Annotated in this window: 9 protein-coding genes; 2 read left to right on the top strand and 7 right to left on the bottom strand. The window is 42.0% G+C overall.

Annotated features, from left to right (window positions below):
* Positions 1–67: 67 nt before the first annotated feature.
* A complete protein-coding gene (rlmF, locus tag H5163_RS01455) occupies positions 68–1,015 on the top strand; it encodes a 23S rRNA (adenine(1618)-N(6))-methyltransferase RlmF (protein ID WP_182734084.1) in 948 nt (315 codons plus the stop codon).
* Positions 1,012–2,025 (top strand): low-specificity L-threonine aldolase, encoded by a 1,014-nt coding sequence (gene ltaE / locus H5163_RS01450; RefSeq protein ID WP_145236205.1) that lies wholly within the window; start codon positions 1,012–1,014, stop codon positions 2,023–2,025. The genes rlmF and ltaE overlap by 4 nt, the downstream gene beginning before the upstream one ends.
* Here the strand turns inward: ltaE and H5163_RS01445 are convergent.
* From H5163_RS01445 to H5163_RS01415, 7 genes are all read right to left on the bottom strand, one after another.
* On the bottom strand, positions 2,002–2,592 hold the full coding sequence (locus tag H5163_RS01445; RefSeq protein WP_145236208.1) for a thymidine kinase: 591 nt from the start codon (positions 2,590–2,592) through the stop codon (positions 2,002–2,004). The genes ltaE and H5163_RS01445 overlap by 24 nt on opposite strands.
* A 114-nt stretch (positions 2,593–2,706) precedes the next feature.
* Positions 2,707–3,180: a methylated-DNA--[protein]-cysteine S-methyltransferase gene (locus H5163_RS01440; protein ID WP_182734083.1), complete on the bottom strand. Its 474-nt coding sequence runs from the start codon at positions 3,178–3,180 to the stop codon at positions 2,707–2,709.
* Positions 3,177–4,538 (bottom strand): DNA-3-methyladenine glycosylase 2 family protein, encoded by a 1,362-nt coding sequence (locus tag H5163_RS01435; RefSeq protein WP_182734082.1) that lies wholly within the window; start codon positions 4,536–4,538, stop codon positions 3,177–3,179. Before H5163_RS01435 ends, H5163_RS01440 begins: the two co-directional genes overlap by 4 nt.
* Before the next feature lie 78 nt (positions 4,539–4,616).
* Entirely contained in the window at positions 4,617–5,243 is a 627-nt protein-coding gene (locus H5163_RS01430; RefSeq protein WP_182734080.1) for a superoxide dismutase, read from the bottom strand.
* A gap of 31 nt (positions 5,244–5,274) precedes the next feature.
* Positions 5,275–5,781, bottom strand: coding sequence for a hypothetical protein (locus H5163_RS01425; RefSeq protein WP_149980087.1), 507 nt, complete (start codon positions 5,779–5,781; stop codon positions 5,275–5,277).
* 90 nt (positions 5,782–5,871) lie between these two features.
* Positions 5,872–6,363, bottom strand: a complete 492-nt coding sequence (locus tag H5163_RS01420) for a GNAT family N-acetyltransferase (RefSeq protein WP_149980086.1) — start codon at positions 6,361–6,363, stop codon at positions 5,872–5,874.
* Positions 6,364–6,390: 27 nt separating this feature from the next.
* Positions 6,391–11,133: a PAS domain-containing protein gene (locus H5163_RS01415; RefSeq protein WP_182734079.1), complete on the bottom strand. Its 4,743-nt coding sequence runs from the start codon at positions 11,131–11,133 to the stop codon at positions 6,391–6,393.
* Between the last annotated feature and the right edge of the window lie 64 nt (positions 11,134–11,197).

Genomic DNA, 11,197 nt, shown 5'->3' with positions numbered 1-11,197 from the left:
CAAGATCACACGTCAATGTGTTTCTCTGGTAAAATAACTTTTTTGTTTGTTAAGCTAATTATTTGTTATGAAATCAACACCATTAAAATCAAAACTACACCCTCGAAATCGCCATAACGAAGGCTATGATTTAGACTACCTAAGTATTCAAGTGCCCACTTTAAAACCATATATCGTGCTTACTCCCAATGGTACTAAAAGTATTGATTTTAGTGATAACAAAGCAGTAAAAACGCTTAATCAAGCACTTTTGCAAGCGTACTATAACGTTGATTTTTGGGATATACCTGAACACAACCTTTGCCCACCGATTCCAGGACGCGTTGATTACATTCACTACTTGGCCGATTTACTAGCAAACGATAATCAAGGCGTTATACCTCAAGGCAGACAAGTTAAAGTGCTGGATATAGGTACTGGTGCGAACATAATTTACCCGTTACTAGCAAGCCATGAATATAACTGGAGCGTCACAGGCTCAGATATAAATCCGAGCGCTGTAAAATTAGCCAAACAAATCGTACAATTTAATAATCGCAAAATTACCGTCAAGCTACAAAAGCAGTCGCAGCATATTTTTCAGGGGGTAATAAATGCAAAAGAGCTTTTTCATATTACATTGTGTAACCCTCCTTTTCATGCCAGTGAACAACAAGCAGCTCAAAGTAGCGAGCGGAAATGGAAAAACTTAGGCAAAGCCCCTAAATCGGCTTTAAATTTTGGCGGGCAACATAATGAGCTTTGGTGTGAAGGTGGCGAAGCGCAATTCATTTGTACCATGATCGATGAAAGTGCCCTATTTGCTGAGCAGTGTATGTGGTTTACCTCTTTAGTTTCAAAAAAAGAAAACTTAGCCACGTTACAAGCACAATTAAAAACACACCCTGTGGCTGAAGTTAAAATCATTGAAATGGCGCAAGGGCAAAAAGTGAGTCGCTTTATTGCGTGGAGTTATTTTGATCAACAAACTCGCCAAGAGATCAGCAAGCAATTTACACAACCGGAGATATCATGATTGATTTTCGTTCTGATACTGTCACTAAGCCCTGCGCTAAAATGCGCGAAATTATGTTCAACGCCCCTTTAGGTGATGATGTATATGGTGATGATCCCAGTATTAATAAATTAGAAAGCGTTGCAGCACAGCGTCATGGCTTTGCCAGTGCATTGTTTTGTAGCTCCGGCACCCAAGCAAACTTATTAGCGTTAATGGCTCATTGCGAACGTGGTGATGAATATATTTGTGGGCAAAATGCACACAATTATAAATTTGAAGGCGGTGGCGCGGCAGTGCTTGGATCAATCCAACCGCAACCTATCGAGAATGAAAATGATGGCAGCCTCTGCTTTGACAAAATACGCGCCGCTATCAAACCCAAAGACTTTCACTTTGCTAATACCCGCTTACTCAGTTTAGAAAACACCATTGGCGGTAAAGTGCTGCCATTAAGTTATTTAGCCCAAGCGCGTGAGTTCACTCACAGCCATCAATTAGCACTACATTTGGATGGTGCTCGCGTTTATAACGCTGCGGTTGCGCTTAAGGTAGATATTACCGAGATAACCAAACACTTTGACTCCGTGTCTATTTGCTTATCAAAAGGCTTAGGCGCACCAGTCGGCTCATTGCTACTTGGCTCTGTTGAACTGATCAATAAAGCAAGGCGTTGGCGTAAAGTACTTGGCGGCGCTATGCGCCAAGCTGGTATGCTGGCAGCCGCTGGCCACTATGCACTTGAGCACAATGTTAGCCGTTTAGCCGACGATCACAGCAATGCGCGTTACTTAGCGCAGCAGCTCAGTGCCATTGAAGGCTTTAACGTTGACTTGTCGCGCGATACAACCAATATGGTCTATGCAAATGTTGCTGATAATGTTGATATTAATGCCATTGCACAGCAACTAAAAGGACAAGGGATAGTATTCAGCCCAAGCAAAACTTTGCGTTTAGTAACTCATTTACAGATCACTCGAGCCGATATTGATCAATTTATAGCAGCGTTAACTTCGGCGCTGCATGTTTAACGCAGCTTTATAGTGTTTGCGGCACACCGACACATAACGGTCGTTGCCGCCAATTTCCACTTGATTACCATCGGCAATCGCTTTGCCTTGCTCATCCGTACGCAATACATGGTTCGCTTTGCGACCGCAATGACACACCGTTTTAAGTTCAACCAGTTTATCAGCCCACGCCAGTAAGTACTGCGAGCCGCTAAATAACTCGCCTCTAAAGTCATTACGCAAGCCATAGCACAACACCGGAATGCCTAATTCATCCACCACATCGGTCAGTTGCATTACTTGCTGACGTGATAAAAATTGACATTCATCCACCAGCACACAGTGACGTTTTTGTTCACTATTAAGCTGTTTGATCAGTTCAAAAACATCTTTGTCAGCATCAAAAATATGTGCATCAGCTTGTAAACCAATTCGAGAAGATACCTTACCAACACCGGCACGATCATCCAATGCAGCCGTTAAAATAACAGGCTCCATGCCGCGTTCGCGATAGTTAAATGCCGATTGTAAAAGCGTGGTAGATTTACCTGCGTTCATTGCAGAATAATAAAAGTACAGCTGAGCCATGAAAATGCCTACCCTGAAAAAAGTGCGCTAATGCTACCTTAATCTTGATTGAACATCACCTTTTTTACCCGTGCTAAAACTAATTCCTGGAGTCTATTGACCCTTTTTTGAAGATTAAATCAGCCCTTCGTGCTCAAGTAACCACTGCTTGCGCTCTAGCCCACCCGCATAGCCGGTCAATTTACCATTGGCACCAATAATACGATGACACGGCACAATAATACTGATTGGGTTTTTACCGTTAGCAGCCCCCACTGCGCGAACAGCCTTGGGATTATTGAGCGCGTGAGCAATATCTGAGTAACTCTGTGTTTGTCCAAATGGCACCGCGGTGAGCGCTTGCCATACCGCTTGTTGAAAAGCAGTGCCATGGGTGGCTAGAGTGACATCAAAGGTTGTTCGCTTGCCTGCAAAGTAGTCATTAAGCTGCGCAGCACATTTTAAAATATGTGGCTGCTCAACCTCTGAAAATGGGGTTTCTGAGCACTCTATAACTGGATAAAAGCCCACATAACTGACCCCGTTTTGGTTACCTTGAATAATAATGTCATCAATTGGGCTTGGTATGCGGGTTTGGATAATAGTCATGTTAGCTGCTGCCATAGTTGAAAGGTTAAATAGGAGCGAAATGGCGCGCACATCTCATCATTAAATGGTTTTGCCCCCGCTTGGGCTTTCTTTACGCCTAAATCTCCCGCTAATAAAATATCGGGCTGACTTTGGCCGCGTAATTTTGCATAGTTTACTGTCCAAGGTCCAATCCCTTTGAGTGGCAGCCATTGATCAAGCTGATGACAATCAGGGTTATCGGCGCAAAATTGCGCTAAATTACGCAGCGCATTCTTTCTCGCTTGAGGCATTTTAAAAAATGCCAGCTCACTGTTTGCCACTACCTCAGGGGTTGGAAAATACACTCGCTCGCCATCTTGTTCACCCAGTTCATCCACCAGCTGGGTCACTAAGTTATGCGCGGCAGTCACACTGACTTGTTGGCCAAGTACCGCACGAATACCAGCCTCAAATACCGACAAAATACCCGGTAACCGCAGCCCTTGGGTTAACACAATTGCCCCTTGAAGTTGAGTTGCTAGGTGTTGTTCGATTTGCGCAGTATCGGCATCTAAATCAAGTACTCGACGAATTTCACTTAAAATAGGCTGTAAAAAGCGCGGCTGATCAATATCAATGCTGACTAAAAAGTGATGTTTGTGCTCTACAAACTCAGCCGTAAACTGGCCTTGGCAATGCTGGTTTTTAAAGCTGCGACCATAATATGTCTCGCCAAGCCACTCAAGAGGTGAAATTAACCGCTTAGCTAAAAATTGCTGTAACGCAGTCCAATTATAAGGGGGCCGAAAAGGTAATTTAAGCGTCAACATCGCACGTGTTGTGCTGCGCTCACCACGCATTTTTGACGGGCAAATATGTAACTGCTGTAAAAACGCATCATTAAAGCGACGAATACTATTAAAGCCCGCTGCAAAAGCAACTTGGGATACCGATAAATTAGTTTCTTGCAGCAATTTTTTAGCAAAGTGACATTGATTAAATAACCGATACTGAGTTACTGAGATACCAAAATGTTGCTGAAATAACTGCCTTAAATAGCGGCTACTCACGCCGAGTCGCTCAGCTAACTGTTCACAGCTTTGTTGCGTTGTTAAGTCACTGTCTATCAGATGTTTGGCTCGCAGCGCTGTGGTTTTTGTTCCTTGCCATGCGCTACTTCCAGGGGCGCTATCTGGTCGACAACGAATGCAGGGGCGAAATCCTGCCTGGGCAGCATTATGGGCATATTGAAAGTATTCTACGTTTTGCTCTTTTGCAGTAGGGGCAGGACAAATTGGCCGACAATAAATACCGGTGCTTTTAACACCGATGAAAAAGAGTCCATCAAAACGATGGTCGCGGCTTTGTCTGGCAAGTTGCCATTGGCTAGTATCCATAAGGTGCTCTTAACTATACATCTGCAAATAGAGTACGTGAAAAAACACAGTTTACTAGCCATTTTCGGCACTCAACCTTTATTCGCTGATTGATTTACTGGTAGCAGCTAAATAACGACGCTCAACTTCAGCCCAATTAATAACATTATAAAATGCTGCGATATACTCCGGGCGGCGGTTTTGGTATTTCAGATAATAGGCGTGCTCCCACACATCTAAACCTAAAATCGGCGTGTTGCCGTGCATTAATGGACTGTCTTGATTTAAACTACTTTCCACCACAAGCTGGTTATCTTTATTAACACTTAGCCACGCCCAGCCACTGCCGAAGCGACTAACAGCTGCTGCTGTAAATGCCTCTTTAAAGTTATCAAAGCTGCCAAGCTGCTCTATGATCGCATCTAATAAACTCCCTTTTGGCTGACCCCCACCATTGGGGCTCATTACTGTCCAAAACAATGAATGGTTTGCATGTCCGCCACCATGCTCTTGCACTACTTTTTGCAGCTCAGTTGGCAACGTGTCAATCTTTACGAGTAACTCATGTACATCAGTATCGCTATACTGGGTATTTTCAAGTGCCGCATTGGCTTTATTGATATATGTTTGATGATGCAAAGTATGGTGGATCTCCATAGTTTTAGCATCTAAATGTGGCTCTAACGCACCGTACTCATATGGTAATGAGGGTAATGTAAACGCCATAATTGTTCCTTGTCGGATTAAGAATAAGTGATCAATGCACAGTGGCAGTTTGATCTGGGGTGTAACTTAACGTCTGATTGATTTGTTCTATTAATTGCGGGTAATGACTGTGCAATTTGGCAAACTGTACTAACTCTGTGTAGGTTTTGTGATGATGGTGCACAACCACTGTACGCACCGTATCGCATGGATGCTGGAGCAAATGACTTAAACTTATATGCACATCACACAAACACTGACACGCTTGCTCTGCTTGATTCATCGCTCGATATGTATCCGCTAAATTATGAGCGGCAACAACGAATGCGGGGCAGCAATGTTCAATTGCGCTAATAACTGACTGGCATATTTTTGCTTGGCTAAATTGGCTTAATAAACGAGCTGCGAGGGTGTGTGCTGTCGTGTATTTATCGCGAGCTTCAATTAAAGCACCGCGTTCAAACGCTGTATTTCCAGCAATAATGTTGGCTTGCCAAGGACTTAATACTTGCTCAACCTGAGACAATTTATTACTGCTGTGAAACTGTGGGTGTGACATAAAAATCACCTGCACAAAATTAAATGATGTGATTAATTTACACAGCCAAACAACTTAATGCAAATGATTTTTATTTACATTTGCGTATTTTTATTTCTCGGCAAAATCAATTAATGCTTGTCCTGTAAGTCGATAAATGATCCACTCATTTTGTGGCTCTGCCCCCATACTATTGTAAAAATCGATCGCAGGTTGATTCCAGTCAAGTACCACCCATTCAAAACGGCCACAATCTTTTGCGATAGCTTGGCGTGCCAAATGTTGCATAATCAGTTTACCCGCACCATTACCTCGGCTATCTGGGCTGACATATAAGTCTTCAAGGTACAAGCCATTCTTGCCAAGCCAAGTCGAGTAATTGTAAAAGTACACCGCAAAGCCAATTGGCGTATCGCCTTCAAAACAAATCAAACTATGCGCTGTTGCACCTTCACTAAACAGGGTTTTTAAAATCGCCTGTTCATCGGTTTTAACTGCATCGGGCTCTTTTTCATAAATTGCCAATTCGGTAATAAAATGCAAAATAGTAGCAGCATCCGAAGGCTGCGCATCTCTTAAGGTAATCGTTTTTTGGTCTGTCATAAGCTCTCTTATTTATTACTGCATTGTTTAATACTGATCTAGTTTATCTTTTAATATTTGTAGCTGAATTGGTTTAGCCAAGTAGTCATCCATTCCAGATGCTAAACACAACTGTTTGTCTTCATCCATTGCATTGGCTGTGAGTGCAATAATCGTGATCTGTTGATGTTTAGCACCCGCCTCACCGGCACGAATTGCGCGAGTAGCGTCAAATCCATCCATCACCGGCATTTGGCAGTCCATGAGCACTAAATTAAAGTGTTCTGCAGGTACTTTCGCTAAAATATCAAGAGCTTGCTGACCATTCTCCGCTAGCGTTACGGTAAAATTCAGTTTACTTAACATTAGTTTAGATACTTGCTGGTTAATCGGATTGTCTTCAACCAATAAAATATGGCTATTTGCTCTATGCTGATCACTACGCAGTGAGGATATATAACTTGATGTCACTAAAGGTAAGTCTGTCGCACACTGTTCATCAGCGATCACTGCTATTGTTGAAATCAAATCAGCAGTGGTAATCGGTTTTGGAAAGTACGCTTGAAATCCAGCATCATTAAACCGCTGCGCGCCTTCCATCCCCGCAATACTGGTCATCATTACTAATGGCATAGCTTTAAAATCATCATCAGCTTTTAATTTTCGACACAGCGCTAAGCCATCCATTTCTGGCATTTGCATGTCTAATAACGCTATATCATATAAACTCTGTTGAGCAGCTATACGCTTTTCACACAGCTCAAGCGCCTGCCTTGCATTGCATGCAAGCTCTACTTTAGCTCCCCAATGAGCAAGCTGTTGGCTTATCACAATCCGGTTGGTTTCGTTATCATCAACCACCAATATAGTGAGCTTGGTCAGATCTATGGTCGGTATACTGCGTTCGGTTTCGCTCCCCTCTTGTAGCATAATCGTCGCTGTGAATTCACAGCCTTGGCCAACTTCGCTGGTTAAAGTGACAGTTCCGCCCATCAGCTCACACAGCTGCATACAAATTGCTAAACCTAAGCCAGTACCGCCATATTCGCGCGTAGTCGACGCATCAACTTGTGAAAAAGGGCTAAATAAATCTTTTTGCTTGGTTAGATCAATTCCGATGCCGGAGTCTTTTACACTAATACTGAGCTGATATTGCTGTTCAATGGCGGTTACTGATGCGCGGATCAATATCTCCCCCTGCGCAGTAAACTTAACAGCGTTACTCAGTAAATTGGTCAACACTTGGCGAATACGCCCCGGATCGCCTTTAAATTGCACCGGTGTCACAGCCACTAAATCGAGAATGATTTCAATATTTTTCTCTTGCGCTGATAACGCTTGAGATTCAGCTATTTCGCCAAGTAAATTACAGACATTGAAGTTGATGCTTTCTAGCTCGATTTTACCAGCTTCAACTTTCGAAAAATCTAAAATATCATTAATTACCGATAATAAAGAATGCGCACTATTTTTAGCAATAGCGACTTTCGTTCGCACCGGCTTGGTCAAGGCCTCAAGTTCGATAAGCTCAAGCATACCCAACACCCCATTCATTGGGGTGCGTATTTCATGGCTCATGGTTGCTAAAAATTGGCTTTTTGCTGTTGCTGCAGCATTAGCTTTAACTAATGCAAGTTTCAGCTCTTGAGCGGTTTGCTTTCGCCTTTGCGACATTAACACGCTGCCCACTAATGTCGCTAAAGAGCGTAAATAGGTTTCTTCATTTTGGCTCCAACAGCGATAGCTATCGACACTTTCCGCACATAGCACCCCTAAAATGCCCTCACCGGTAGATATCACCGCATCGAGCATCGAATTAATATTTAATGGCGTTGTGTAAGTATCAATAAATTCTACAGTTGCAGGATGGCTATTAACATCATTAATTGCCACTAAACCTTGTGCAAATATTGCTTGGTAATAAACGGGAAATTCACTCGTTTTAAACACTAAAGGCTGCTCGACAAAGCCTTGTTCATCAATAAATAAACTCACGCACGTCATTTCATCGCTAGCTTCATCAAACAACCAAACTGCTGCGCGTTGCACATCTAGTACCTCACACATTGACTGCGCAACTAAATTTTTTACTGCATCGAAATTACCAGCCTGTACCTCAGGAGAAACTGTTAAACTAGCCAGGTTTTTATTGTACTGATTGGCTTTTTTACTCTCTAATTCGAGGTATTTGTAAGTATCAATATTTTGAAATGAACCATACACACGCACACAACGTTCATTTTTAAATTCAACTTGGCCTATCGACTTAACCCATCTTTCATTGCCTAACGCTGTGACAAGGATTAACTCTATTTCCCAGCTGTTACCATTAATAACAGCATCTTCGAACAGTTCGCTAATTTTATTACGATGTTCACCTTGCTTATAAAAATCAAGAGCTTGCCCTATTACTGGCTGATAGTCGTCAGCGACTTCATGAATTGCTTTGACTTCATCAGACCAGTACATAGTCTGTGCTTCTAAATCAACTTCCCAGGCACCAATTTGACCTTGTTTACTCATTGCTTCAAGTAAGTTTTGTTGGCGGTAAAGTGTTGATTGAGTATGATAACGTTCGGTTATATCATGAATAAAACCATCTAAATACAATACTTTGCCAGCCTGATCATACACTGCTTGACCTTTTTCATGTACCCAATGAATACTGCCGTCAGAAGCGACCAAACGGTATTCTAATGACCATGGCTGACGAGCATCAACATCGACTCTCACTTTCTCTGCCACGCTTGAGACATCATCCGGGTGAATTAATTCAATGAAGCTCAGCTTATGATTATCAACTAAATCACTTGGTTCATAGCCGGTAATAACTTTTGTTTGTTCACTCAGATAGAGCATACTCCATTGGGCATCGTATTTACATCGATACACAATGCCTGGAATATTGCCAACCAGAGACACAAATCGGTCGCGACTCAATTGCAATTGTGCTTCTGTTTCTTTTCGCTCTGTAATATCAAGATGAGTACCTATCATTCGTTTTGCAGAGCCATCACTATTGCGCTCAACGATACGTCCTGTGGTCAGTACCCACACCCAATGTCCGAGACGATGCAACATACGAACTTCGCAGACATAATAATCGCTCTCACCCGCAAAATGCTGTTCTAAAAGCTGCCCTGAAGTAACAAGATCATCTGGATGAGTATATTTGTTCCATGTATTAAAATCAGTTGGTTGTAGTTCTTCTAATTTATAGCCGATAATACTCGCCCAGCGGTTATTAAAATATGCTTTGCCGGTATCTACATACCAGTCCCAGATCCCTACTGCAGTGCTGTCCAGCACTAATTGCAATTGTGTTTTATGCTGTTCGAGTTCAAATTCTTGTAATTTCAATGCGGTAATGTCTGTGCGTATAGCAATATAACTTTGCGGTTGCCCATGCTCATCTAAAAAAGGCGCTACGGTGGTATCGACCCAATAAAAGTCACCATTTTTTGCTCGATTACAGATTTGGTCATGCCATACATTGCCTGCGATTAAGGTTTTATACATGCCTTTAAAAAAATCTTTAGGGTGAGTCCCGGAGTTTAAAATACGGTGATTTTTTCCTAACAATTCACTTTCGCAGTAACCGCTGATCTCACAAAATTTCTTATTAACAAAGGTGATCGTGCCCTTGATATCGGTCACTGCAACAATTGCATGTTCATCAAGTGCGCTTTTTTGTTCCGCTAGTTGCTTAAGTGCTAATTGCAGTGCTTCACTTTGCATTTGCAACCTTGATTGCTGCTGTAATTTACTACTAACCAGATGATCGAGGTCAATCGACAACTGCTGCAGTTCACTGCTATCCGCTAAAATAGGTATGCGGCTTCGCGAACCATTGCTAATCTCAGTCGATGCCCTAGCAAGCGAAATAAGTGGCCGTGATAGCCGCCGAGCGAACCACCACGACAGCACCAGAATGACTAATAAAGCAATAATATTAACTAACATCGCCGCTTTTTTATAAGTAGTGGCGCCTTTGAGCATAACCACCGCAGGCTTTTCCACCAGTAGTTGCCAATCAGTTGCACTAGCAAAGTTTAACTGTGTAAGTATCGCGTAGTGCTTGGTATTATCACTTTTATGATAAGTAAAGACATGATCAAACTTTGCTAAATGCTTACTTAACATCGCAGAAAGTGAGGAGTGCGTTGCATCTTGTACAACGCCACTTTTGATAATATGAAAGGTCAACTCTTCATTATTTTCATGAACATGAGCTAAGTTTTCGAGCAACCCTTGAAAATTAACCTCAACCAAAATAATAGAGTTTAATATCTTTTGGGTATTGGTTACTGGCAACACCACAAAGTGTCGTTGCGGCTTTGCTTGCGTTGAGATAAATACACTCGCTGCGCCTCGCTCTAAATCGGTAAGCATAGCGTTTAGCTGTTCGCTATCTAACTCAGAGAATGCAGCATTATTAACTAAATTAGTACGATTAAGAGGGTCAATAATAATATCAATGTCATTTACAAAGTCATAGCGCGCAACAAATTCGTTGATTAGTGATTGTTTATCCAACTGCTTATGGCTGAGTTGATCATTTAACAGGTACAAATCTTTAATATGATCTGCAAACCAAATATCAGCAAATTGCTTACCTATACTACTCAATTCAACTAGTTGCACCTCAGCACTTTGCTCTAGTGAATCAATAACATGTTGTAAACTAAACCACGACAGTAAACACAATGGCGCTAGCGCAATGACAATAAAAGTAACAATCAGTTTCGTCCGTATAGATTGGCTTTTATTTTTTAACAGGCTATTCAGCATTGTATTTCCATAATCAACTTTTTATTGTTTTAGACACTTACTTACATATATTAATGCACTAAAT

This window comes from Pseudoalteromonas sp. SG44-8 (assembly GCF_014164125.1).
Lineage (GTDB): Bacteria > Pseudomonadota > Gammaproteobacteria > Enterobacterales > Alteromonadaceae > Pseudoalteromonas > Pseudoalteromonas rhizosphaerae.
The sequence above is the reverse complement of the archived record's forward strand: the minus strand, read 5'-3'. Positions and strand labels throughout refer to the sequence as shown.

What these genes read in the sequence shown, in the direction of transcription:
- rlmF (WP_182734084.1), top strand. Translation starts at nt 68, where the DNA reads ATGAAATCAACACCATTAAAATCAAAACTACACCCTCGAAATCGCCAT.
- ltaE (WP_145236205.1), top strand. Translation starts at nt 1,012, where the DNA reads ATGATTGATTTTCGTTCTGATACTGTCACTAAGCCCTGCGCTAAAATG.
- H5163_RS01445 (WP_145236208.1), bottom strand. Translation starts at nt 2,592, where the DNA reads ATGGCTCAGCTGTACTTTTATTATTCTGCAATGAACGCAGGTAAATCT.
- H5163_RS01440 (WP_182734083.1), bottom strand. Translation starts at nt 3,180, where the DNA reads ATGACTATTATCCAAACCCGCATACCAAGCCCAATTGATGACATTATT.
- H5163_RS01435 (WP_182734082.1), bottom strand. Translation starts at nt 4,538, where the DNA reads ATGGATACTAGCCAATGGCAACTTGCCAGACAAAGCCGCGACCATCGT.
- H5163_RS01430 (WP_182734080.1), bottom strand. Translation starts at nt 5,243, where the DNA reads ATGGCGTTTACATTACCCTCATTACCATATGAGTACGGTGCGTTAGAG.
- H5163_RS01425 (WP_149980087.1), bottom strand. Translation starts at nt 5,781, where the DNA reads ATGTCACACCCACAGTTTCACAGCAGTAATAAATTGTCTCAGGTTGAG.
- H5163_RS01420 (WP_149980086.1), bottom strand. Translation starts at nt 6,363, where the DNA reads ATGACAGACCAAAAAACGATTACCTTAAGAGATGCGCAGCCTTCGGAT.
- H5163_RS01415 (WP_182734079.1), bottom strand. Translation starts at nt 11,133, where the DNA reads ATGCTGAATAGCCTGTTAAAAAATAAAAGCCAATCTATACGGACGAAA.